General features: G+C 62.8%; 20 protein-coding genes. 5 read left to right on the top strand and 15 right to left on the bottom strand.

Translation table 11 applies throughout. The features are described 5' to 3' along the window. The first annotated feature begins 8 nt into the window (after positions 1–8). Positions 9–3,614, top strand: a complete 3,606-nt coding sequence (locus tag ACOFKT_RS02525; protein WP_419805865.1) for a carboxypeptidase regulatory-like domain-containing protein — start codon at positions 9–11, stop codon at positions 3,612–3,614. A gap of 133 nt (positions 3,615–3,747) precedes the next feature. Here the strand turns inward: ACOFKT_RS02525 and ACOFKT_RS02520 are convergent, their stop codons facing one another. After that, on the bottom strand, positions 3,748–3,915 hold the full coding sequence (locus tag ACOFKT_RS02520) for a glycosyltransferase family 2 protein (RefSeq protein WP_419805864.1): 168 nt from the start codon (positions 3,913–3,915) through the stop codon (positions 3,748–3,750). Further along, on the bottom strand, positions 3,909–4,418 hold the full coding sequence (locus ACOFKT_RS02515; protein WP_419805863.1) for a glycosyltransferase family 2 protein: 510 nt from the start codon (positions 4,416–4,418) through the stop codon (positions 3,909–3,911). The genes ACOFKT_RS02520 and ACOFKT_RS02515 overlap by 7 nt, the downstream gene beginning before the upstream one ends. 203 nt (positions 4,419–4,621) lie before the next feature. On the opposite strand from ACOFKT_RS02515, the gene ACOFKT_RS02510 reads away from it, so the two are divergent. The 4 genes from ACOFKT_RS02510 (at position 4,622) to ACOFKT_RS02495 (ending at position 9,313) form a co-directional block, all read left to right on the top strand. Then, positions 4,622–6,190: a tetratricopeptide repeat protein gene (locus ACOFKT_RS02510; protein ID WP_419805862.1), complete on the top strand. Its 1,569-nt coding sequence runs from the start codon at positions 4,622–4,624 to the stop codon at positions 6,188–6,190. Beyond that, positions 6,187–7,524 (top strand): NfeD family protein, encoded by a 1,338-nt coding sequence (locus ACOFKT_RS02505; RefSeq protein WP_419805861.1) that lies wholly within the window; start codon positions 6,187–6,189, stop codon positions 7,522–7,524. The genes ACOFKT_RS02510 and ACOFKT_RS02505 overlap by 4 nt, the downstream gene beginning before the upstream one ends. Positions 7,525–7,700: 176 nt before the next feature. Further along, complete coding sequence (locus ACOFKT_RS02500; protein WP_419805860.1) at positions 7,701–8,408, top strand: hypothetical protein; 708 nt, start codon at positions 7,701–7,703, stop codon at positions 8,406–8,408. Positions 8,409–8,449: 41 nt separating this feature from the next. Beyond that, entirely contained in the window at positions 8,450–9,313 is an 864-nt protein-coding gene (locus ACOFKT_RS02495; RefSeq protein WP_419805859.1) for an SPOR domain-containing protein, read from the top strand. 62 nt (positions 9,314–9,375) lie between these two features. Here the strand turns inward: ACOFKT_RS02495 and ACOFKT_RS02490 are convergent, their stop codons facing one another. From ACOFKT_RS02490 to ACOFKT_RS02430, 13 genes are all read right to left on the bottom strand, one after another. Continuing rightward, positions 9,376–10,125: a lysophospholipid acyltransferase family protein gene (locus tag ACOFKT_RS02490; protein ID WP_419805858.1), complete on the bottom strand. Its 750-nt coding sequence runs from the start codon at positions 10,123–10,125 to the stop codon at positions 9,376–9,378. 403 nt (positions 10,126–10,528) lie between these two features. Beyond that, positions 10,529–11,974, bottom strand: a complete 1,446-nt coding sequence (mpl, locus tag ACOFKT_RS02485) for a UDP-N-acetylmuramate:L-alanyl-gamma-D-glutamyl-meso-diaminopimelate ligase (RefSeq protein WP_419805857.1) — start codon at positions 11,972–11,974, stop codon at positions 10,529–10,531. A gap of 21 nt (positions 11,975–11,995) precedes the next feature. Next, positions 11,996–12,967 (bottom strand): S66 peptidase family protein, encoded by a 972-nt coding sequence (locus tag ACOFKT_RS02480; protein ID WP_419805856.1) that lies wholly within the window; start codon positions 12,965–12,967, stop codon positions 11,996–11,998. After that, on the bottom strand, positions 12,964–13,788 hold the full coding sequence (gene dapF, locus ACOFKT_RS02475; RefSeq protein WP_419805855.1) for a diaminopimelate epimerase: 825 nt from the start codon (positions 13,786–13,788) through the stop codon (positions 12,964–12,966). The genes ACOFKT_RS02480 and dapF overlap by 4 nt, the downstream gene beginning before the upstream one ends. Beyond that, complete coding sequence (locus tag ACOFKT_RS02470; protein ID WP_419805854.1) at positions 13,785–15,596, bottom strand: ArnT family glycosyltransferase; 1,812 nt, start codon at positions 15,594–15,596, stop codon at positions 13,785–13,787. Before ACOFKT_RS02470 ends, dapF begins: the two co-directional genes overlap by 4 nt. Positions 15,597–15,603: 7 nt before the next feature. After that, positions 15,604–16,704, bottom strand: a complete 1,101-nt coding sequence (locus ACOFKT_RS02465; RefSeq protein ID WP_419805853.1) for an acyltransferase family protein — start codon at positions 16,702–16,704, stop codon at positions 15,604–15,606. Positions 16,705–16,707: 3 nt separating this feature from the next. After that, positions 16,708–18,306, bottom strand: a complete 1,599-nt coding sequence (locus ACOFKT_RS02460) for an ArnT family glycosyltransferase (protein WP_419805852.1) — start codon at positions 18,304–18,306, stop codon at positions 16,708–16,710. A gap of 50 nt (positions 18,307–18,356) precedes the next feature. Continuing rightward, a complete protein-coding gene (locus ACOFKT_RS02455) occupies positions 18,357–19,280 on the bottom strand; it encodes a polysaccharide deacetylase family protein (RefSeq protein ID WP_419805851.1) in 924 nt (307 codons plus the stop codon). Next, entirely contained in the window at positions 19,277–20,233 is a 957-nt protein-coding gene (locus ACOFKT_RS02450; RefSeq protein ID WP_419805850.1) for a PfkB family carbohydrate kinase, read from the bottom strand. Before ACOFKT_RS02450 ends, ACOFKT_RS02455 begins: the two co-directional genes overlap by 4 nt. 1 nt (position 20,234) lies before the next feature. Next, the gene (locus tag ACOFKT_RS02445; RefSeq protein WP_419805849.1) at positions 20,235–20,636 is read right to left on the bottom strand and encodes a four helix bundle protein; all 402 of its coding nucleotides are present in this window, start codon (positions 20,634–20,636) and stop codon (positions 20,235–20,237) included. Positions 20,637–20,686: 50 nt separating this feature from the next. Then, positions 20,687–21,559 carry an S-methyl-5'-thioadenosine phosphorylase gene (mtnP, locus tag ACOFKT_RS02440; protein WP_419805848.1) on the bottom strand — a complete coding sequence of 291 codons (873 nt, stop codon included), beginning with the start codon at positions 21,557–21,559 and terminating at the stop codon, positions 20,687–20,689. An 85-nt stretch (positions 21,560–21,644) separates the two neighbouring features. Then, on the bottom strand, positions 21,645–23,051 hold the full coding sequence (locus tag ACOFKT_RS02435; RefSeq protein ID WP_419805847.1) for a zinc dependent phospholipase C family protein: 1,407 nt from the start codon (positions 23,049–23,051) through the stop codon (positions 21,645–21,647). Between the two features lie 157 nt (positions 23,052–23,208). Further along, a complete protein-coding gene (locus ACOFKT_RS02430) occupies positions 23,209–24,801 on the bottom strand; it encodes a hypothetical protein (RefSeq protein ID WP_419805846.1) in 1,593 nt (530 codons plus the stop codon). Between the last annotated feature and the right edge of the window lie 74 nt (positions 24,802–24,875).

Genomic DNA, 24,875 nt, shown 5'->3' with positions numbered 1-24,875 from the left:
GCACCACTATGAACCGTGTCGCGTACCTGTCTCGTCCACGCAATTTGCTTCTGCTCTCGGTATTCGGCGCGGGAGCGGTCGTGCAGGCGCAATCGGTCCTGGGCAGCGTGAACGGTAGCGTTCGCGACAGCAGCGGCGCGGCCATCCCGAACGCAACGATCCGGCTGCATCGGACGGAGACGAACACCGACCGTACCGTGACGACCGACACTGAGGGCAACTACACGGCCTTGAACGTGGAGCCGGGCCACTACGACATCACAGTCACGGCGACGGGCTTTGCGAACACGATCTCTCAGGGCGTGACGCTGATCGCCCGCCAGCAGCTGCGATACGATCCCACGCTGAACGTAAGCACGACCAACGACACCGTAACGGTAAACGCGACGGATGCCGGCACCATCAACACGGAGAACGCACAGGTGAGCGCGAGCCTGACGCCGCGCGACGTTCTGGACCTGCCGGCAAACTACCGCGGCGCCGGATCGACGAGCCCACTGAACGTGGTGCAAACGTTGCCCGGTGTGCAGCCGGATTCGTCAAGCTATCCGCCCGCGCCCAGCACGCACCCCGCGCCGTCGCTGCGCTTCAGCCTGCAGGGCGGTCTGCCGTCGCAAACGGAGACGACCGTCGATGGGATCTCCGCGCAGAACCAGACCTCCAACAACATTCAGGGCGATGCGTTTCCTTCTGCCGATTCGATCGCGGAGATCCGCGTGGATGGCGTGAATAACAACGCGGAGTACGGCCAGCCCGGCGAGATTACGACAGTGACGAAATCGGGTACGAACGCGGTGCACGGTTCTGCGTTCTGGTATTTCCAAAATTCGGCGTTTGACGCGGTGCCTTACCAGGGCTATGTGCCGCCGGGCCAGAGGCCCATCAAGCCCAAGAAGGTTGCGAATGACTTCGGCGGGACGATCGGTGGTCCGGTCGTGATTCCGCACCTGTATAACGGCCGCAACAAGACGTTCTTCTTCGGCACGTATGAGGGTCTGCGCTTTCCGCAGTCAAGCTTTCTACAGGCCGCCGTGCCAACGGTGCGCATGAAGCAGGGCGACCTGTCACAGGAAACCTCGACACCGTTGCAGAACCCATTCACGGGTGGCACGTACGCCGGAAACCGGGTGCCGGTTAATGCAAGCTCCGCTGCGTTTCTTGCACTCTTCCCTGACCCGAACGTGGACCCGAATCTGTCTCTGAATGCGGCGATTGCGAAAGACGGTTTCAACTACATCAGTCCGCGTCGCGACGACATCAGCTCCAACCAGTTCGATGTGCGCGGGGACCAGACCTTCGGCCAGAAGCTGAGCGTCTTTGCCCGCTACACCTTCAAGAACATCGGCCAGGTGCAACCCGCCGATCTCCTGCTGCCCAACTCCACCGCCTTTGCGCATTACCGCATCTTTGCGTCGAGCGCGAACTATGCGATCTCGCCGCGCATCGCGAACGAGTTCCGGTTTGGTTTCACCATCGAACAGGACGGCAATCAGAATTCATTCGATGGACAGAGCTTCACCAAGAGCACCGGTTTGAACGTGACAGCGAACCAGGCCACGCCCTTTTTTAATGGCCTGCCGCACCTGCAGTTCAATGGTGGTGATGATGCAATCTACATAGTCGGAGGCGCGTCCGGGATCGGCTCCCGGCTCGGCTACGACGAAGCCTCGCACCTGTTCCAGTACGTGGACAACCTGACCCTGCAACTGGGTTCGCACACGGTTCGCTTCGGAACGGACATTCGCCATTTGCTGGCCCATACCGAGGCGGGTGGCGGCAACTACGGCAGCTTTAACTTCGACCCAAATAACACCGCGACCGGCAATCAGTTTGCGGATTTCCTGATCGGTGTTCCGTACCAGAGCACGGCGAACAACACCCGCCGCGACAACGACGGCGGTGCGAATGCGTACGCGTTCTATGCGGAAGACAGCTGGAAGGCGACACCCAACCTGAACATCAACTACGGCCTGCGCTATGAATTTCACCCGGCCTTGGCCGCGGTGGGCGGTTACGCGGGCAACTTTGACGGCAGCGTGGCAAAGACGGGCCGGTTGCTGTATCCGACCGGGGCAGAGGGTACGCTGGACCCGCAGGAACTGGCAAACGTGAACGCCTGCGCAACCCCAGGCATCAGGCAGCCCTACCCCACCAATCCCATTCCCGGCGTGGGCTGCACACCACTGGTGTCCAGTGGAGCTGCGGGCCTGCCGCTCGGTTTGCGGCATGCTCCTCTGCTGCGTTTTGAGCCGCGTGTCGGTTTCGCATACCGGCCGTTCGGCAACGATCGCACGGCCATTCGCGGTGGCGTGGGATACTTCAACATCACCACGACGGGCGCGCTGTTCTACGCAATCGCGCAGACGTTGCAGAACAACTCGCAGACGTTTACGAATTATTATTCAAGCGGTTCCAATACGGCGGGCGCCGCGACCGGAACGCTGGTGCAACCGACCTTTGTCTTTCCGAACACGAGCGTTTCGAACCAGTTCGTGGCACAGCCGGGCAGCGTCTACTTCTACGCCGCGATCGATACGAACTGGCACGATCCGTACTCATTGCAAACGGATTTGTCGATCGATCACGACTTCGGCAAGGGCATCGGCACACGCATCAGCTATGTGGGCCTGCACACGACGCACCTGATCTGGCAGCCGCAGTACAACCAGTTGCCGCGGTCGGCCACGCGCACATCAGCGGAAGCAACGACGGCGGAGCTTCCGTTTCCGAACTTCTACCAGATCACGCGCCGCAGCACCTCAGCCGACGCGGACTACCGCTCGCTGCAGGGCGAGTTTCACCGGCGCATGCAGAACGGCGTTTCGTTCGACGCGACGTATACCTTTGCGAAGAACCTGAGCGACAACCAGGGCAGCTACGCGAACTTCAGCTCCGCCGGGTTTGTGGACGAGCAGGGCGGGTACAGCCCGACCGACAGCACCGACGCTCACGCGGACTACGGCAATGTGACGGGCACGCGCCGTCATCGGCTGCTGCTGACCGGCATCGCGGAGTTGCCGGTGGGGCGTGGGAAGCACTTCGGCGGGGGTATGAACCGCTTTGCTGATTTGGCCGTAGGAGGCTGGCAGTTGTCGAACATCTTCGTGATGCAGAGCGGTCCGTTTCTGACAGCGGTTTTGCCGCCGGGCACCATCGATCCTTCGGGCACCGGCGCGAACGCCTACCTGGGTGGAGCGGCGGCGCGGCCTGACCGCATCGCGAACGGGAACACCAGCCGGCACAACCGGAACCAGTGGTTCAATACGGCTGCATTCGCGTGTCCAGGTGGCGGCAGCTTCCAGGACATCCAGGCCGGGAATTGCACTGTTGGCGTGGGCTCGGCGCCCATCGGGCGTTTCGGGACCGAGCATGTGGGCGATCTGATCGGGCCGGGAACGGTGTCGCTTTCAAGCGGGCTGAGCAAGAACTTCGCCATCACCGAGCGGGTTCGCCTACGCGCGGAGGGCACGTTTACCAATGTGCTGAACCACACCAACCTTGCAGACCCGCAACTGGACCTGACTCGCTCGGACTTCGGCGTGATCACGCAGGGGCGCGGTTCGGATTTCAGTGGCAATCGGACGGGGCAGGTCTCGATGCGGCTTGAGTTCTAAGGCTGGCCGGGAACTACAAAGAGGTCCCGGCTCTGGCCGGGCCTTTTTATGTTCGAGCTGGTTTCCTTGAGGCGTAGTTCTGCTCAGAGAGGAGCAGTTCCTTCGCTTCGCTCAGGATGACACTCCGAACGATTTAGAACGTACACCTGAGTGGAAAAACGCCCTTGAGGACGCGCGGCGTGAACCACAGGGCGTGACCGGCGGCGCGAGCGCGGGTGAACAGTTCGGTGTCCTCGCCACCCTGGGCGAAGCTGGTGTTGAAGGCGCCAAGCCGGCGCACCACGTCCGTTCGCATCAGCACGTTATTGGTTGCAAGGTGCGTGCCCGAGGGTAAGCTTCCCTGTTGGCGCTGGAGGCCGAATTTGCCAAGCAGACGACGGGCGCGGGGACGGTAGACGATTGAAACGTTGCAGGCAGGTGCAAGCGCATGGAGCCGCCCGCGAAATCCGCTGAAGTTTGCAGCGCTGCTTCATACAAGCTGTAGAGCCAGTCTGGAGCGGTGATCTGGTCGTCGTCGCAGCAGGCCAGCCAGGTGCCGTTGCTGTGCGCCACGGCAAGGTTGCGCGCCGCGGCAATGCCGGTGCCTTCACCACGAACGATTATGACCGGGACACGCGCATATTGTTGGAACGCAAGCAGGATTCCGGGCGTGCAGTCGGTCGATCCATCGTCGACGATGACGAATTCCGTGCGGAACGGCACGGCCTCCGCTTGCGGCAGCAGATGCGCCAAGAGGTCGCACAGCATCGCCGCGCGGCAGCAGGTCGCGATGGTGATGGAAACGTCAATGACCGGCTCTGCCATGGTGCGGTCAGACTAGCCCCAATCCGGAGAAGAAGCACTCCCACTTTCGCGGCAAGCGGAAGGGCGCGAAGGGAGCGGAGCGGGCTGAGCCGACGGCTGGGAGTGCGCTTTTCAAACTCTGCGCGCACCTGGATCCGCGGCCTTGAATCACCGGATCCAGCGCATGGACGACCGGATGCTGGCGTATTTCTTATAATCGCGGGGTGCGTCTGCCGTCGTGGTTCCGTTGGTGTCTGATCCTGCTGCTGCTCTGTTTGCCCACGCTACGCGCGCAGGACGACACGGGCGGGCGCGTGCTGCTGGTCTTGCCGTTTGACAATCGCAGTGGGCAGGCCAACCTTGACTGGATCGGCGAGTCGTTCGCCGAAACGATTGCGCAGCGGCTCAGCTCCGTGGGTTACCTGACGATCAGCCGCGCCGACCGTGACTATGCGCTGGATCACCTTGGCCTGCCGCTGGGCTTTCGGCCTTCGCGCGCGACCACGCTGCGGATCGCGCAGACGCTGGACGCGGAGTATGTCGTGGTGGGGCGCTTCAACGTGGCAAACGGCCGCGTTGAAAGCGAGGCACAGGTGATCCAGGTAAACCAACTGCGCATGAGCGCACCGCTGAAAGACACGACGGATCTGCCGCGATTGCTGGACCTGGAAAATTCAGTTGCCTGGAAGTGCGCGCGCGAGATCGATCCCCACTTTTCCGTGGCGCTTGGCACCTTTCAGGCCGCATCCCAGGGCATACGGCTGGACGCTTACGAAAACTACATTCGCGGTATCAGCGCGCAGAACTCTGACGAGCGCATCAAGCGGCTGAAGGCCGCGGTGGCTGCGCAGCCGGGCTACATTGCCGCGGTGCTGGCGCTGGGCCGTGCACAGTACGCCGCACGCGATTACGACGCGGCTGCGGCAACACTGGCCAAGGTGCCCGCGACCGATCCCGCGGCGCTGGAGGCGAACTTCTATCGCGGGCTGGCGCGCTTCAATTATGCGAAATACGCCGAGGCGGAGGGTGCGTTCGGATTTGTGGCCAGCCGGCTGCCGCTGCCGGAGGTGGTGAACGACGAGGGTGTAGCGCAGGCACGACAGAAAAAGGACGGCACAGCTTTGCTGCAGCGCGCCTCCGCTGCCGACCCGCAGGATCCGGATTACCACTACAACGTTGCCGTGTCGCTGCGCCGCCGGGGCAACCTGCCGCAGGCCCGCGCGCAGGCCGAGCAGGCGCTGAAACTGCGCCCCCAGGACAACGAGGCGAAGCTGCTGGCTGGCGTGCTGGCCGGCACCACGCAGGCACCCGCGGGTTATGACCCGCAGGAACGCATTCGCCGCACCTATAGCGAAGCCGGTGTGCGGCAGGCCGCGTTTCAACTGGACCGGATGCGCGAGGCTAAAGACGAGGCGCTGCCACCTGCGGCGCGTGCAATTGTGCTGGCGCAGTCTGGGCAGGAGTACCTGAACAACGGCCTGCTGCTGGAGGCGGAGCGCGAGTTTCAGCACGCCATTGCCGCCGACCCACGATCGCCCGAGGCGCACCTGGGGTTGGCGTTGGTGCGCGAGCGCAGCGGCAATGCGGGTGAGGCGCGGACCGAAGCGCAGCAGTCCATTTCGCTGAAGCCGACGGTTGCGGCATATCTGGTTCTGGCGCGGTTGGACCTGCAGTCGAATCAGTTGCCGGCCAGCGCGTCGGATACGGCAAACGCGTTGCGCCTGGAGCCGAACAATGCTGCCGCGCTGGGCATGCGGCAGGCGTTGCAGTCCCGCGGACAGGCACTGCCGTGACGCCTGCCAGACGGCACGCTCTGCGCCGAGCCGTGGTGCTGCTTTGCCTGACGCTTGCGGGTTGGGGCGTGCTCCACGGGGATGGCCGGGGGCCTGAGTCGCAACCGGTGGTGATTGCGATCCTGCTGCACGACACCCTGCAGCCGGAGAGCGCGGCAACGCTGCGGTCGGAACTGGCGGAGGCGAACGCGCGCCGGCCCGCCGCGATTCTGTTGGATCTGAGCACGCCGGGCGGCATAGCAACGGACGCCGAGAGCATGGCCCAAAGCATTCGCGCCTCGGCTGTGCCAGTGCTGGTGTTTGTGCACGAAGCAGGAACCAAGGTGGCCGGAGAAGGATTGCGGGTGCTGCTGGCGGGCAACGCGACCGTGATGGATCCCGGCACCCGATTGGTCCCGCTGCAGGCACTGCGTCGCGGCTCACGCGCGGCGCGGGCGCAACGAGAGGGCGACATCCAGGCGTTGGGGACGGCCGTGGCTGCGGCAATGCGCCGTCGCGGACACGACCCGCAAGCCGCACTAAACATGCTGGCCGAGAACTCCGCAATTGAGCCCGACCTGGCATTGCAGGCAGGCCTGCTTGATGCAATCACCACCAGAGATGACGCCGCGCTGCGGGCATTGCGGCCTGAGAACAGCAGCGCCGCGGCAGCGCTGGGTGCCGCAAAGGTGGTGGCGCTGCCGCTAACGCCCCGGCAGCACATGATGCGGGCGCTGATGAACCCCGATCTGACCGTGCTGTTGCTGACGCTGGGCGCCCTGCTGATCCTGCTGGAGATCAATACGCCGGGGACGATCGTGCCTGGGGCGGCGGGCGTGCTGCTAGTGTTGTTGAGCCTCTACGCCCTGTTGCAGATGCAGTTGCGGTGGCAGGGCGTGCTGCTTTTGCTGGTTTCCGCAGCCATGTTGTTCGCGGAAACCCAGTTTGCCCGCGGCAGCACCTACGGCGTGGTGGCGGTGCTGGCGCTAACGTTCGGTTTACGGCTGCTGGTGCGCGGCCCGCTGCCGGAGCTTGAGGTGGACTGGAGCACCAGCTTGGGCGCGGGACTCGGGTTTGGAAGCATTACTGCCGGCCTGGTCTTGTTGGGCGTGCGCGCGCGCAGGTCCAAGGTGCGAACCGGCGCCGACGCCATGCTGGGTTGGCTGGCGGTGGCTCAGACGCCGCTGGAACCGAACGGCGAGGTGCTGGTGCGTGGTGAGTTGTGGCGCGCCCGGCTGAGCGAAGGCAACGCGTACCTGCCCGCGGGCGAGTGCGTAAAGGTGCAGAGCACAGATGGAGTGACCCTGGAGGTGGCGCCGATGGCGCAGCACTTGCAGGAGGCGGAAGCGGTATAGGCCGTGTAAGCGCGCCCCTCGGCGTTTCGCCTCTTGCGGTTGGGAGCAGTGAAGCGATGGGACCGCCAAAAGGATCGACCCTATTCGAAGTCTCTTGATTTTCCGGCTGTGGCCGTTGACGGGTGCGCCTGCGCAGAGTCACTCAAGTAGACTTCAAAGTGCGAGGATTTTTGCTGTTGGCCTTTTCTGTGCTTCGTTTTCGTTTATTGCCCGTGCTGCTCGGCGCGGTCTGCTGTGTGATGGGTGGCGGTTCCAGCGCGAAGGCGCAGGCAGATGCCGGGAACGCGCCGCAAACCCGGCTCAATCGTCTCGCCAGTCATTTCGACCTGGCCGTATCGGGTGTGGGCGATTTTGAGACGAGCGTAAGCGGGCGGGTGCAGAACAATATCTCGCCCACCGCTCAAAACCTGTCGCAGAAGCAGTTTCGCGCCGTGGCGGGTGTGATGGGTACGATCCGGGGACAACGTTCGCCGTGGGTCGGCGGCGAATTCAACTATCGCTGGGCAAGGTACTCGTACACGTTCGATTTCACCGACCCCGCGTTGAACTTTTTCACACAGAACACGGCGAATGAGTTCACGCTGGGCTACGTGGCGCACCCGGATCACCCGCTGCTCGGCCTGAAGCCATTCGTTGGCGCGGGTGCGGGCACGGTCGAGTTCAAGCCCTCCCGCAACAGCGGCAGCGGTCTTCCTGTGCAGGCACGCGCGGCTTACTACTACACGCTCGGTGGCGACAAGCCGATCGTGAACGACACCTTTGGGTTACGGGTTGGGTTCCGGCAGGTGTTTTACCTGGCGCCCGACTTCGGTCAGAACTACCTTTTGATTAAGCAGCGGGCAATCTCATCCGAGCCGTTTCTCGGCTTATACGTGCACTTCTAACCCAAAGCAGATGTTTCGCGGCGACTGAGCCAAACCAAACGATGAACCGCTCGACTGACGACCTGGACGATGTGACGCTGCCGCAGCGGCCCCGAAGGCCGGAGCCGCGAGCGGATTTGCGGTCGGACGCAAGGGCGAGCGCGCGCGAAGACCTGCGCGACGACATGGCTCCGCAAGACCGTGAGTTCACGCTGAGCACGGGAACGGTGCTGGCCCTGTTCTTTGGTCTGGCACTCGTGTGCGCGGTATTTTTCGGGTTCGGATACAGCATGGGCCGCAAATCCGCAACGGCGGCGGCTCCGGTGGCGGACACGTCCACTGGCAGCGACACCACCGAAGCAAGTACGGCGGATGCGGCGGCGAGCAACAAGCCTTCCGCCGGGTCGCCGGCGATCCAGGCAATCCCGGGATACCTGTCGCAAAAGCAGGCCGACACCGCGAACCGGAACCCGGCCACGCAGACGACCCGGACTGCACCAGCAAGCAATGCAACCTCCGTGACGCTGCCGCTCGACAACACGGCTGGGATGAAGCCGAAGAAGCCTACCGTTGATCCGGATTCGCAGATCGTGGAAACACCGAAGCCGACGGTGACGCATTCCGCCACTCTGGCCACAGCAAACCCGGTGCCTACAACCACCGGTGCCCCGGTGCAGACGATGAACGCCGGCATTCCAGTGGCGGCCAGCGGCACGACCTATGTTCAGATCGCAGCGGTGAGTCACAAGGAAGACGCGGATGTGCTGCTGAGTGCGCTGAAGCGCCGTGGCTACAGCGTGTTCACCCGTGCGGGCGATGCGGACAAACTGATCCATGTGCAGGTGGGGCCGTTCGCGAGCAAGAAGGATGCGGAAGTGATGCGGCAGAAGCTGCTGGGCGATGGATACAACGCGATCCTAAAGTAAACTTTTCGTTTGTAACGAGAGAGGCCCGCTTCGGCGGGCTTTTGCTTTCGGGGGTCGTACCTCTAAGACCTGGCTGCAGTCTCGTTTTCCTCCGCCAGCGGATGCATGTATTCGGGCAGAACGCCGAGGATGCTCTGGCGCACCGCATGCAGGAGATCGTTCCGATTCGGGTGGTCAGCGGGCGCAATTGCGGGCAGGAATCGGATGTGCGCGGTCCCGGGCGTAATCGCGGCGCTCCCCTTTTGCATCATGCGTTCGGTTCCCCAGATGGCGACAGGAACGATGGGTGCGCCGGTGGACTGCGCGATGTGAAACGGGCCGCGCTTGAAAGGAAGAAGCCGGCCGGTTCGGGACCGCGTGCCCTCGATGAAGACGAGAAGGGAAAGGCCAGACTGGATGGCCTCTGCGGCGGCCCTGGCTGCCTGCACGGCAGAGCGGCGGTCGCCGTCGCGCTCGACCGGGACATACTTGCCCATGCGCATGGCGGGGCCGAGCAGCGGAATGCGCATGAGTGATTTCTTGACCATGACGGCGGGCGTACCGGGCATCATGGGGATGAGCGCCGGCGGGTCCAGATTGCTGACGTGGTTGCTCATGTAAATGCAGGGGCGATCGGCGGGGATGTTGTCGCGGCCCTCCACATCAAAAGTGATGCCGGCAGCGCGAAGGCCAAGATTGGCGATGCGCTGGCCGGCGCGGTACATCCAACCAATGTCGCGCGTTGCAAGCGTGAGCGGCATGCCGATGAGGCCGGCGGGAAGACCGAGCGCGGTGAAAACGGTGACGACCTTGGCGGTGGAGAAAAGGCTCATGCGATCGGGTCAGCTATATTGTTCCACGACACCTCAGTGAGCAGGCATACGGGATGAGATGGCTCTTGGCAGTTCTAGTTGTAATCGTTGCCGTAGCCGAGATACTCTGGCTCACCGTGGCGGGCCTCTTCATGGCTTCCAGGATTCCACTTGCCCTGCTTGTATTGAATCTCTGCTGTTTCGCCCTTATCGCGTCAGTTGTATCTCTGCTGACCCACCAACGCAAGCTCGGCCTGGCCCTCGCTTACTCCTCCACCCTGATTTGGGTTGCGGCATTTGCTTGGGGAGGCGCACTCCCAGTCGGATTCATGGGCTCTCTGGCTAAGACAATGCCGAATCTGCTTGCATTCGGTGCCATCACGCTTATGTATCGTTTGGATAAGCAGCGGGCTGATAGAGCACGTTAGCTCTTAGATCGCAAACGTGCGATGGCGGCTGGGAGCTTGATGTAGATGTTGCCGAAGCCGCCGTTGCTGAGGATGGCGACGACGTCGCCCTGTTGCAGCGTGGGGGCCAGTGCGGCGCTGATCGCGTCGGCGTCGGGCAGGAGTTGCGCGGGTGTGCCGAGCTGGTTCAGGGCGGCGACGACGCGCTGGGGTTCGAGGCGCTCCTCGGCGGGGATGGATTCCTGTTTGAAAACAGCGGCGAGCACGACCTCGTTCGCGGCGGAAAGGGAGTCGACCAGGTCCTGCTCGAAGACGTTGCGGCGCAGGGTTGCGGAACGTGGTTCGACGACCGCGACAATGCGGCGGCCCGGGTAGGCGCCGCGCAAGGCGCGCAGGGTTTCGCGGATGGCGGTGGGGTGGTGCGCGAAGTCGTCAATGACGATGATGCCGTGGGCTTCGGAGCGGATTTCGAGCCGGCGCTTGACGCTGCGGAAGGTGCGCAGCGCCTCTTCGATGCTGGCGGGGTTAATTCCCTGCCCGGCGGCGAGCGCGGCGGCGGCGGTGGCGTTCAGGGCATTGTGCTCGCCCGCCATGGGCAGTTCGAGGTCGGCGAGGTGCTGGCCCTGCTGGAGGAGCGTCCAGCGGCTGGTCGCGCCGGGCTGGAAGTTGACGATCTGCCAGTGGGAACTGGGCTCGAAGCCGTAGCGCTCGACCGGGCAGAAGGCGCGGGCGACGCACTCGGTAACGTTGGCGCTGCGATCAAAAGCCACAATGCGGCCGCGGCGTGGAAGAAGGTTGACGAGGCGCTTGAAGGCGGTCTTGACCTGAGCGAGGTCGGCGTAGATGTCGGCGTGGTCGAACTCCACGTGCGTGAGGATGAGCGCGTCGGGGAAGTAGTGCAGGAACTTGGGTCCTTTGTCGAAAAAGGCGGTATCGTACTCGTCGCCTTCCAGGATGAAGGGGCGTGTGTCCGGGTTCACGCGGTAACTAGTGCCGAAGTTCTCCGCAACGCCGCCGACGAGGAAGCTGGGGGCGAAGCGCGGGTCGATGCGGGCTGCGACTTCGTAAATCCACGCGAGCATGCTGGTCGTGGTGGTCTTGCCGTGAGTGCCGCTGACGACTAGAGGCTCACGGGCGCGCAGGAACTCGTCGTGGATCATGGCGGCCATGCTGCAGAACGGGATGCGCTGGTCGAGGACGTACTCGAGCTCAGGGTTGCCGCGGGAAATGGCGTTGCCGACCACGACGAGGTCGGGCGCGGGATTCAGGTGAGCCTCATCGAAGGGCTGCAGCAGCGGGATGTCCATCGCAGCGAGCTGGTCGCTCATGGGCGGATAGGCACCGGCATCGGAGCCGGTAATGTGGTGGCCCTGCGCCTGGAGCATGCCCGCGAGCGAGGCCATGGCGGTGCCGCAGATGCCGATCAGGTGAATGTGGCGGCGGCGAACTTCGGTGTACGGCATCTGGGTAGTTTAGAAGGTTTGTCAGCACACGGCAGCTTCGAGAATACGCAGCGTTGGTTCCACTGCGAGGTCCAACTCGGCCTGGATGTGCAGCGGGAGGGTGACGTTGGGCGTGTCAACGTGGCCGCTTTGCAGGCCGATAGCGATAGGTCCGGCGAAGTCGCGCAGGTTGTGCAACAGCGCGGCTTCCAGCAGGGCATTTTCGCGAGTGCGGTGCTCGGGATCGCTGGCGGTGAGGCACTGGGCCATGTCGCCAAAAACAATGCCCCGCACGTGGTCGAGGAAGCCGGCGTAACGCAGGTGCAGGAGCATGCGGTCCCACTGGTAGGGATGAGTGCCGACCTCCTCAACGAAGAGGATGCTGTCGCCCTCGGGGGCGCGGAGTGCCCACGGCGTGCCGAGTGAGTCGTTGAGCAGGGCGAGGCACCCGCCGAAGAGTGTGCCGCGTATGGTTTGCGTGTGCTTGCCGGCGCGCAGCAGGCGCAGACCTTCGGCGGGGCCGAGCGACCACGGATCGGTTTGGGTGAGGGCGTTGCGGAAGCTGCGGAGGTGAACGCCGTTTTCGAGCGAGTCGCCGCGGGCGAAGTCGGGCGAGAGCATGGGCGCGTAGAAGGTCACCAGGCCGCAGGTTTGGGCAAACCACAGGTGCAGTGTGGTGGGGTCGCTGAAGCCCAGGAACGGCTTTGGGTTGGCGCGGATCAGGTCGGCATTGAGGTGGGGCAGAAGCTCGGCGGTGCCCCAGCCGCCACGAGTGCAGAGAACGGCGCCGATGGTGGGATCGGCGAAGGCGGCGTGCAGGTCGGCGGTGCGGGCGGCGATGTCACCGGCGAAGTACAGCGGGCCTTGCGCGAGCGCAGATGGAAAAAGAACGGGTTCGTAGCCGAGGGTGGCGAGTCGTTCGCGGCCACTCTGCACAAGGTGCGGCTTGGGTGCGCCCGCGGGCGAGATGATGGCGATACGTGCGCCGGGCTTGAGTGAGGCCGGTTTGATCATGCGGCGCTGCTTGCGTCTGCGCTCGCCGTTGCCTCGCCCGTGCAGACAATGCGAGCCGGGCCGGTCAGCCGCATGGGCTGATCGTTTGCTGGCCACTCAATTCGTTGCGGGCCGCCGATGCTGGTGGCGGTCAGGGTGCGTGCGCAGTTGCGCAACGCAATGGCTGCGGTGGCCGAGGCGCATGTTCCCGTACCGGAAGAGTGCGTGGGGCCGACACCGCGCTCGTAGATGCGGAAGTGGATCTCCGTGGGGCTGACGATGCGAACAAATTCAACGTTGGTCTGGTTGGGAAAGGTGGGGTGCGTGCAAAGATAAGCGCCGAGCGCTTCCCAGGTGTGGCCGTAGGTGCGGAAGTCCTGATCGACCGTGAAAAGGACGAAGTGCGGGTTGCCGACGTTGACGACCGCGCCCTGAACCGGGCCGATGCTGTCGATATCGACCGTGCGCTCCTCGATGGTGGGAACGCCCATGCCGGTTTCAATGCTGAAGTCGGCGTCACTGCACTCCACCACGTTGCACGTTCGTATGCCGCCATGCGTTTCGATGTGTGTTGCTTTCAGGCCTTCGGAGTAGGCGAGCCATGCGGCGACGCAGCGCGTTCCGTTGCCGCTGAGTTCGGCCTCGGAGCCGTCGGCGTTGAAGAGACGCAGGAAGAAGCTGCCGTCGGGGCGGCGATCGAGGAACTCGATACCGTCGGCACCGATGCTGTAGTGACGCGAGCAGAGCTGGCGGGCAAGTTCGGCGTGGCGGCCTCCCGCTTCGCTTTCCTCAAGAATCAGAAAGTCATTACCGCAAGCATGGGCTTTTACAAAGGGGATCACGGTGTGTTGCCTCGCGCGTTACTTTGAAACGCATCAGAGCGATAGATGCGCGCGCAGGGTTGGCCGGTGTGACAGAGAATCTCGATTTCCGACAGGCCCTGCGGATGCGCTGCGACCGCGGCGGCGACCGGATCCTTGTCGAGGGCAATGACGATGTTTGCGTGCTGCGCCGGCGCGGCTTTCGCGGCGTCGAAGCTTTGCGAGTCGAGTGGCGAAACGAGGCGCTTGAGCGGGATGCCAGCATCCTGCACGGCACCGATGTGGTCCGTGGTGTCAAACATGATCGTCGCGTCCGCCGGTGCGCGGTTCATCTCAGCGGCCAGCGATTTCTCAAACGGGATGCGGGTGCGCGAGTTCACCACGCCTTCATCAAAGACGAGCGGTGGGCGGCCAACCCATGTCCACGGTGTTTTGTGAAACACGGCCTGAATGAACGTGCCGACCGTACCGAACATGATGAAGGTGTTCAGGATGATGACGATGAGCGAGGCGGGATAGAGTGCCTCGGCAATGCGAAGGCGCGTAGGAGTGTTCCCTGCTCCATGTTCCCTGTTGCTTCGTAGCCATTGCGCCAGTCTCCACACGGCAAAGGTGCCGAAGATAGCGAAGGCCGGCAGCAGCTCCATGCCATAGCGCGAGTTGTACCAGGCATTGGGATACAGCTGCGGGATGAAGATGGGTACCGAGCTCCACGCGATGGAGTACATGTAAAACGGCAGCGGAACCCAGAGTAGAAGCGCGATCCGGTTGGTGGTCTGCTTTGCGAGCAGCCAGGCGCCGGCGAGCGAGCCGGCGAAGAGCACGAATCCGGACTCCCAGAATGCGGCGTCGAGCTGCGCGGCACGGGTGAAGTACAGGAAGGCGTAGAGCGGGTTGTGCCAGCCGTGGTAACGGCCCGCGCTTGGCGGCGAGGTCTTCTTTTCAATGGCTCCCGCGGAGTAGGGACCGCGGAGAAAGTCGAGCCAGTCGCCCTGATACTTTGCGTTGTAAAGGAACCAGAGGATCGGGCCGGCGACGGTGATGGCGGTCGCGATGACGAAGGCGGATGTGGTCTGTTTACGAGTTTCCGGTGCGCTGCGGAACCATGCAGTCGCGAGCACGATCCACGCCGCGGCGCCGATGATCCAGCCGTCGTACCGCGTGAGCACCATGGCCAGGGTGAGCACGCTGCTGACGATCATGCGCGCGCTGGCGGTGTGCAGTTTCGCGGTACGCAGGGCGTCCGCTGCTTCCATCGTGATGACCGTGGACCAGACGAAGAGCGCGAGGAAAAGCGGCTCCGTCATGGCGGTCGTGGACAGGTAAAGCAGGTTCGGATTCAGCGCGACAAATGCCGTGGCGGCGAAGGCCCAGTTGGGCGGCATCAGGCGGCGGGCGAGGCGGTACAAGCCCAGGTTGCCAGCGATGTAGGCCACCGCGCTTGGAAAAGCGCCGGCGATGCCGGACTGCCACCAGTCCATGCGGCCCACGAAGGGCAGCATGAGCAGGTGAGGCAGCGGCAGCCACACGCCGCCGAGCTGTGCCAGACCGGGATAGCGCGCGTCAAGGATGCGGCGCGCAATGCCGAGGTGCGCAACGGCGTCACCGTAGAGCATCAGCCAGCCATTTTTTGCGCAGACCAGGAACGCAAGCGTCGCAAGGATGAGCGATGCCATGGCGATGGGCATCAGCTCGGTGCGGTGCACGGGGTAGATCCCGTTGGGGTCGCGATTCAGCAGCTCTGGGGCAAGCCTGCGCGGTTCACGCAAAGGCCGCCGCAGTGGCGCCTGACTGCGGCGGGGCGCGGTGTGGGTGCGTGACTTCGCCATGCAATGTTCAGACTAAATGGCGCTGCAATCTGTGCGTGAGCCATGCCCGGATTGGCGCGTCGAAGAAGCGGGTTGCGAGGTAGGACAGAAGCAGGAGCGTAGGCAGGTAGACCGTGCCCATAGCGAACGTTGGGTTTGCGTGCTTGCTGCCACTGTGCGGCCAAATCGCGGCGAACAGGAAGAATGTGGGGATGTGCAGGAGGTATACGGGATAAGAAATCTGTCCAAGGAACTTGCAGACGGCCGTGCCGCGTGGACCGGGCGTGGACCACGCCGCGGCGAGCACCAGCGGCGGAAAGATCGCCAGCGCGCAAACCAAATCCACCAGCACAACATGCGGCAGGGAGGCGGGCAATGCGAAGACGCCGCACAGCAGAACTGCGCTTGCGCTGCCGAGGGCGCGCGACCCGTGTTGCCGCTTCGTCCAGAAGCGGTACAGCAACATGCCGGTGACGTATCCGAAGATCAGCCGGAAGACGGCCAGGGAGGCGACAGGGCGGATCGCGCCGAAATTCATGTGGCCAACGCGACCGGCACTCCATGCAACTGCCAGGGCCGCGGCAATGGCGACCAGCAGAAGCGTGAGGCTTCGGCGACGCCGCAGCAGGAGTGCATGGCCGACGTTTCCCGCGCCCTCCAGCAGGATGGACCAGCTTGGAAAATTCAAAGGAAACAGCCACATGTCGGAGGCGAACGAAGGCAGAAACAGCAGACCGAGCACCAGGCGAACCAGCATTCTGCGCAGGGATCCGACGCCTGCCTCAAACCCGACCGGCAAGAAAGCCGTAGCGAAGCCGAAGCACATGCTAAGCGCATACAACGGGTAAAGGCGTACCCAGCGGACCAGCAGAAAGCTGCGCGTGGGCCAGCCACGATCGAGCCGTTCGCCATACGCATAGGCAAGCACAAAGCCGCTGAGCATAAAAAAGAAGTCGACCGCGAGATAGCCATGAGGAAGGCGGACCGGCCCAAGCATTCCGGGCAAATGGAAAAGAATGACCGCCAGCGCGGCAACGCCACGCAATCCGTCCAGAGCGGCGAAGACGTGTGGTTTGCTCCGTTGCGCGGCACCATCGCCCCGATGGCTTAGGTACATCCTCTGCCGCATAAGCTAACGCTGCTCGTGCTGGCAGATCACGCGGCTGCCGCGCCGGACGTAGTAGAAGATCGGCACGTTTGCCGTGAGACCGATCAGCGAGAGTTTGCGCTGCTCATCCGGAGTTGCGATCACCGTCGCGGTACACAGGTGGTAATCGCGGGCGAACTCCGGGGCTGCGGCAATCTCTGAATCCCCCAGGGTCAGCATGCCCGCGGCGGGCTCACCGTTGGGCGGCCCGAGCAGAAGCACATCAGGGTGGCGGCGCAACACACTCAAGCCATCGCCTTTCAAGTGGCCAACGATCACGGGGTGTTTGGCCGGATCGATTGGCACCGGGTTGCGGCGTGCGATCCCGTAATCGTTCAGGCCGAGCATGTCGATGTAGTTCACATCATCATCGACGTACGGCATGGCGCCAGCGACGTTCAGGCCGACGAGCGAGCCTGCGGGAATGAGAGGACGCACCGAGTTGCCGACAATCGTCCCCGCAAGGCTGGAGGCGCTTTCGTAGCGCGGGTTGAGGATCTCGTTACGGAACTGGAGTGCTGAGGTGAGCAGGAAAAGGCTGGTCACTGCGGAGGCAAGTGCGGGTGTGCTAAGCGCGTCAAGCTGTAGCAGGCCAGTGACAGTGGCAACAGCGACGAGCGGCACCAGTGTGACCATAAAGCGCGCCGCGAACATGTGGTCGCCGCCAGCGGTGACGATGTAGGCGGCCATGATGGCGAGCCAAAGCCAGAGCGCCAGCGATAACCGTGACACGCGTTTGCGCAGAAGCTGGGCGGCGGCAACGAGACAGAGCAGCTCCACCGGGTAAGGCGCGAGCTTGAGATAGATCTTCCAATAAAGCAGGCCGTTGCGGATGCGCCAGCCGAGCGCGACGCCGTAGATTTTGGCGTAATACGTGTTGGGCAGCGGCGCGTGAAAGTAGATCTCGCGGAAGATTTGCCACGGGATGAGAAAGGTAACGACGATGGCGCCTGCAAGGGCGATGTCGATAATTCGCTTGCGGACCGGTGTTTTTACCAGCAGCAGCACGGCAAGCAACGCGGCTGCGGCGGCGATGGCGCCGTCCATGCGCGTGAACGCGGCGATGCCCAGCAGAACCCCGCCACGCAGCAGGTCGCGGCGCCTGGAACTCTCAAGGTACTCGAACGAGATCAGAGTGCCCGCAGTGCACAGCGCGGCAAAGGGCACGGCTTCCAGTCCGCCAAGATCCCACACAAGCAGCGGGAAAGACACGGCAACGGCGCACGTGGTGAGGACTGCCGCGAGAGCGCCGAAGCGCGGACGCATCCAGCGCCACAGGAAAACGAGCAGCGCCGCGTGACTTGCAAAGCTGATGAGACGCACGGCCCACAAGTCTTTGACGTGCAGCGCGAGCAGCGCCGCGACCGCGAAGACGTGCAGCGGGCTGGTGAAGCCTTCAACCGGTGCGCCTGCTAAGTTCCAGCGAGGGCCGAAGCCCTGAGCCACGTGCTTCGCGTAGCGCAGCGTGATGTCGGTATCGTCATAGAACCAGGCGTGGTTGTACCAAAGACAGAGCGCAACGATCACCACTGTGCCCGCGAGCAGGACGGCCCTGAGCGCAGTGTCGGCTTTTCGCGACAGCATGTGCTCCTTATACCATTCGCCTGCGCGATGGATGCGCTGCCTGGCTGGCGCTACCGGCAGAGCTTGTCAAGCGTTTCATAGGGCTTGGTGTCGGGCGCGACCGTCTCCTGCCGCGCCTCCAGAAGGAGCTCGGTGAAGGAGCCACCGTCAATGTCGCCGTTATCGGGGTCGAGCTTGTAGGCCTTGTCCCTGAGCGCTTTTGGCATGGTCGTGAAAGTGAAGCCGCGCTGGCGATACAGCGCGATCAGCTCAGGCAGCATCTTCGCGTCGAACGCGCCGATGTGCATGAGCAGGACATACGGGATGTCGCGATGAAAGGCTTGCTGCGAAAGACCGCGAGAGACGGTGATGTAGCGGTCCGCGGTTTCAAGGTAGGAATCGTGCAGGTATCGCAAGGCCTCGGGGTCGTTCTTCGCGGAGCAGCGCGCGTAGGGTTCGTTCCAGAGATAATCCTCAAAATCCATCGATACTTCGGCGATGCGGTAGCCACGCGCGAAAAGGCCGGCGCGGACGGCCCGGCGCTTCTCGACCGTATCGCCTTCGTGCAGGAATGGGTAGCGCAGCCACTTCTGTTTTTGGCCGTGCGGGTCGATTTGGTTAAGCAGCATCTGGTTGCGGTCGACGTCCGCCAGAAACTGCTCGGCGGTCTGGTCGTTCAGGTCGGTGTGCGCCCAGGTGTGATTGCCGAGCGGCTCGCCTGCGTTATGCCACGCTTGCAGCACCTGCATGGTTGCGGGCGCCTGCTCCGTGCGGATGCCGTTGACGAAGCCGTAGATGGGCGGCATGTGCTCGCGGTGAAACGTGTCGAGAAAGGTTTGCGCGACCTGTTGGCGGGTGGTGCCGGGAGGCAGTTCGCTGTGTGCGGGCAGATCATCAACGGTGATGGCGAGCTGGAGTTTTTGCGCGCGGGGCGTTGCGGCCGCGCACAGAAGAGCGGCTGCGGCGAGCAGCTTCGAAAAAGAGCGGAGATTCACCTCGCTTCAGGTTTCAGTTCGCTGTCGAGGTGCGAGATCTCGACGAACAGACGGAAGCGCTCTTCGATCTCTTCGCGCGTGGTGCGCTGGAGGCGCTCGGTGCCAAAGGCCTCGACCGCAAACGAACCCATAACGCCGCCGTAGAAGAGTGCTTTGCGCAGCACGGCAGGCGTGAGGCTGGGCTGCGAGGCGATGTAGCCGTAGAATCCACCGGCGAAGCTGTCGCCCGCGCCGGTAGGGTCGACGACTGTTTCAATGGGCAGCGCGGGGGCGCGGAAGGGCGAGGGTGTTCCCTGCTCGTCGGTAAAGGAGCGGTCGCTGAAGAAGGCTGTCGCCCCGTACTCGCCGTGCTTAATCACGAGCGATTTGGGGCCGAGTTCCATCACCTTCTTCGCGGCGGTGACCAGGTTGTGTTCGCCAGAGAGCAGGCGCGCCTCCGTGTCGTTGATGATCAGGATGTCGAGTTCGCGCAGAACCTTGAGCAGGTTGTCGCGGTGGTCGTTGATCCAGTAGTTCATGGTGTCGCCGGCGACCAGCTTCACATTCGGCATCTGTTGGCGGACCTGGAGCTGCAGCACGGGATCGATGTTCGCGAGAAACAGGTAGTCGGAGTCCGCGTAGCTTGCGGGGATCTTGGGCGCAAAGGTGCCGAAAACGTTCAGGTCCGTGCCGAGCGTTCTCGCTTCGCTCATTGCGCCTTCATAGGAACCGGTCCAGTGAAACGAGAGGCCATCGGCGTGCTCGATGCCAGAGGTGTCGATGCTTTTCGTGCGCATGACATCTTCGTGCTCGGTGGTGAAGTCGTTGCCGACAACGCCGACGACGCGAACAGGCGTGAAGAAGCTCGCAGCGAGCGAAAAATGCGTTGCTGCTCCGCCAAGCACCTTATCGCGATGACCTGTGGGAGTGGTGAGCGTATCGAACGCAACAGAACCGACGACAAGAATGGACATTTCACCTCGTTGCTCTCGTGATTCGTTTCTCTCGTTCTTCGCGAGAAGCAGTTCTTAGGACAGATGATAGTTTGCTCAACATGCGCGCAACGCGGAACGATAAGCCTTCGACGTGCTGGAAGGTGCTCTCATTCAGATAGCCCAGTCTAAGAGCGAGAATAAGTTGCGTTTCAAGCTCCGCAGTGGAGCCTTTCGCAATTGTGATGAAGTTCGCATAGTCCCTGCTCGTCGCTCGCTGTGACCCCTCGGCTATGTTGCTTGGAACAGACACAGCACACCGGCGAATTTGTGAGGTCAAACCGTACAGCTCATGCTTCGGAAAGGCTTCCGACACTTTATAGATTTCAGTGGCGAGTTCCATCGCCACATGCCAGACATCCAGCTCGCGGAAGGCTCTAGGCATAGTAACTCCTGTACGAGACAGCGGGAGAAACGAATTACGAGAGCGACGATCTACTGCTCGTACTTGTCCAAGAAGATCGCCAGCTTCTCGCGCGTTACGACGGGGATGAGCTTCTTGTCGGTCATGATGGCGAACTTGAGTGCAGAGGCGACTGGAGTGTCTTTGTTGGAGTCCGGCAGGGCGCGGATGGCTCCGGCAAGAACCTTCTGCGCATTCGCCGTGTTTTCGTGAATGACCTTGATGACCTGGTCGACGGTGACGTCTTCGTGGCCTTCGTACCAGCAGTCGTAGTCGGTGACCATGGCGAGGGTGGCGTAGCTGATCTCGGCTTCGCGGGCAAGCTTGGCTTCCTGCAGATTGGTCATGCCGATCACGTCGGCACCCCACGAGCGGTACAGGTTCGACTCGGCGCGGGTGGAAAACTGCGGGCCTTCCATGTTCACGTAGGTGCCGCCAAGCTTGCCGACGACACCAGCGTCATCGCAGCCCTGCTTGAACGCCTTTGCCGCGACGGCGCACACCGGATCACCAAATGCGACGTGGCCGACGATGCCGTCGCCAAAGAAGGTCGCATTGCGCGCAAACGTGCGATCGATGAACTGGTCGGGGATGACGAAGTCGGTAGGCTTGTGCTCGGCCTTGAGCGAGCCGACGGCGCTGATAGAAAGTATGAACTCCACGCCGAGTTTCTTCATGGCGTAGATGTTGGCGCGGAAGTTCAGCTCGGATGGCAGGATGCGGTGGCCGCGGCCGTGGCGTGCCAAGAAGGCCACCTTGCGACCCTCAAGCGTGCCGAGCACGATGGACTCCGACGGCGCGCCGAAGGGTGTATCTACCGTGATCTCGGTGGTGTCCGTGAGGCCGGGCATGGTGTAAAGCCCGCTGCCGCCGATAATGCCGATCTCTGCCTGCTGCTGTTGCACTGTGCTTGTTCTCCTGCGAGTGCGCGATTTGCTGCGTCGCCGTTGCTGAGTATAACGGCGTGGGCCTCCCAATACGCCGGCGTGGTCAGTTCCCGCGATCGTCCCCGTACGTTTGAAACAATTGGTCTTCGTTGCGCGTGGTCATAGCCTGCAGGGTTGCCAGGTCTTTCTGCACAGCATCCCAGCCGCCGGGCTTGCGCTTACTGGCGTACTCCAGATTGGGATTTTGAAAGTAAGCCAGGATCTCCTGCTTGACACCAGGCGGCACCGGTTCTGCCGGCACAAGGGCGAGGCGGTGCAGAAGCCTGGCGTAAGTGAGGTCAGTGAGTGGGTAGCCCGCCGGCTGGACAACGCGGCCAGTATCCAGATCGCGGTTCGCGAGCGGATGGTTTGGAGCGGTCTGCGCATGTGGCTGGGCGGCAGATACCGCCATGTCCGCCGGCAACTTCGAGTCCGTATCCGCCGCCGCGGCTAATGCCGCCGTAGACCGTGTGGCGGGCGGCGGCGTGAAGCGCCGAAGCGTTTGATTGAGTGTGTCGACGGACTGCATCACGCTCTTCACGTAAGCCATTTCCGTCTGCACGTTTGGGCCCTTTATGGAAACGAACTTGATAGGACCGATCTTTGGCAAGACATAAAGCAGACCCGCGAGACAGTACGTGCCGATGCCCGGCTTTTTACGGTAGTCATCCCAATGATTCTTTTGCGCAACCTGCTGCAGTTCACGTTCCATGCGCAGCAGGTCAGCGTTCTGCAGGTCAGCCGGTTCGTGATCGCGGTGTAGCAGGGTGACAGCGTATGCGATGCGCGGCAGAAAGCTGCGAACAGCGAAGCGATAGCCACCCACGTTGATGCGACGTCCGCGCCGCTCGGTAAAGTCTTCACCCAACCCATACGTCTGGTAAAAGGCCAAGGCAAGCTGTTTGGTTGGCACCTGAAGTCCGACGTGACGGAGGTAGTGAACGGGTGCAAAGCGATGGTGCGCGATCTCGTTGACGTCGAAGGCGAACTCAGTCCGAACGTGCTGGCTGGGCCCCTGCGCATAGTTCACCGTGGTTCCATAGCGGGCGCGCAGCTTTGGGAACTCCACGGGAACCGCAAGGTTGGTCGCGTCCGCATGCCCTACTGAATCGCCGATGTAATGCGACAGCGCGCCGACCGCAAAGGCCAGTTCATCGGCGTTGCCGGCATTGCGGAACAGGTTCACAACGAAGTCGCCTGATCGCACATAGTGGGTCAGGTCTGAAAAGAATGGATCGCCAAAAGGGTAGTAGCCGATGTCCTGGATGACGCAGCCGCCGTAGGCGTACGCTCGCGCTTCTTCGATCTGCTGCGGCGTGAGCGTGGGATAACGGCTAAGCAGCAGCGGGACGATGGAGGTGTCCCACGTGAGGTCGATCAGCTGCTCGTGCGTCAGCACCGAGTAGGCGCGCGCGGACGGCGCCACAGCCGCAAGAAGGGCTGCAAGAATGAAATAAAACCACTTGCGCATGCAATCACAGGCTAACGCAGCCCGCTTCAGACTGTGTTTTGAATTGCTTTATCCCCTTGAACTTGCATGAACAGCAGCGATCCAGCAGTGATGGCCCTAAGTCCGACCGGAGAGTGCCACCCCTGGTGAAGCGCCGTTCTTTCCTGCGGCAACGATGTCATTGCGCTGCGATTGTGACGCCACTGAGCACGGAGCTGAGGCGCGCGTGCAGTTCGCTGCCGTGCAGCGCGGGTGCATGCAGAGCCGCATTCTGCAAGACGCCGCTGCCCTGCACCTCGCGCATCTTGGTTTCAAGCTGCATGGCCAGTTCACGCGGGAAGCCTTCGCTGATGAAAACGGTGCGGTCGTTCAGGGTGAGGAGGATGTCGCCTTCTTCGCTGGTAAAGCGCAGGTGATCCGTGTCGGTGTCGGGCGTGTTTGTGACCTGCTTCAGGTGTTCGTACTTGCGCGGCAACTGCGTGGCATACACGCGAAGAAACGATCGCGCGGAGTCGGCGTTTTTCCAGCGCGATAGGTACAACAAGCCGAGCGATGCGGTACTTGCCTTCTGCGCCACGGACGCATCCTTCTGCTGCGCGGCGTAGTAGATGCCGCCGTCCCACGCGGTGGCGAGCGGGCCAGCGATCTGCGTCCCTCCAAACAATTCCGCGAGCATGCGCACGTCCAGCTCTCCCATGACGCCAATGTCATACGGCGTCCACTGCTTGTCCAGCAGCGGGTGAATGTCGGGCATGGCGAGCACGGGCACCGGCACATGGTTCAAATAATCCTCGGGGTGCAGGATCTCGTGCGAGCTTGATGGTGGACGGTCGAGCGTGCCGGCAAAAGCGGCGTCGACACCCTGCCGCACCAGCACGGCCTGCTCAAAGCTGACCCCGCTGGTGTAGGGGAACAGCAATGATTGCTGCAGGACGAGTGGCGCGCGTGCGAGCACGGGCGATCCGCTGGTGTCTGAACCCAGCTGCGACAGGCGGTCGCCCATCTGCGGAACATCGCGCAGGGTCTTGCCAGTATCGCGAATGCCGTAGTCGATAAAGGTGACCATGGCCTGGCCCTCAGTCACAGCCTGGCGCGCGGTGGAGGCTTCGTCTGTTTGAATATGCAGGTTGTCGCCGCGCTCGTCGTGACTCATCTCCTGCGGTTGCGGATCATTCCATTTTTCCAGGCCGACACGGTTGTCCTGCAGCGCGTGGGTCAGCTCATGCGCGATCACCGGCTTCTGCTCCTCCGGCTTGACCCAGTCCAGCAGGTTCATGGTGCGGGTCTTTGGCTCGTAGAACCCGGCGACCTGCTCACTCAGCAGAGACAGCAGAAATGGCTGCAGGTTGAAGTCGCGGTCGAGCAGACCGAACTTTTTTAGGACGAGTTCTGCGCGCTGCATGCGCCGGGTGCCCTCGTCCTCCGCCATTTTCTTGCGCAGGATTTCTGTAACCTCGGCGCGGGTGTGAATCGCGCGCTTGATCGGCTTGTTGTTCGCAAGGTGCGTGTCTTTGCTGACAAAGGCGAGAATGCCGTCGACGGACGCGAGCAGATCGTCCGACTGCGCTTTGGTCAGGTGCGAGTCCGCATCGGGCGAGGCTGGCTTTGGCGCGCCCGTTTGCGATTCGGCGCTGCGCTGGCCGCTCTTCTGCGCGCCCTCTGTACCGGGCTTGGACTGCACAGGCGCGGTTGCCTGCGCGGCAAGCGTGGTCGCGGCAAACGCGAGTGAAAGCAGCAGCGAGGTCGGGCGGAGCGGCAGAAACGACGGCACGAAAGAGTCCCCTTGGCGCGAAGGCGGCGCGGCAGGGCGGCGCGCGATGCGGCGTATCCTCAGTGTAGAGGAGC

It is taken from the genome of Terriglobus sp. (assembly GCF_965201105.1).
Taxonomy (GTDB): Bacteria; Acidobacteriota; Terriglobia; order Terriglobales; family Acidobacteriaceae; genus Terriglobus.
Note: the sequence above shows the minus strand (reverse complement) of the source record. Positions and strands in the feature narration are given on the sequence as shown.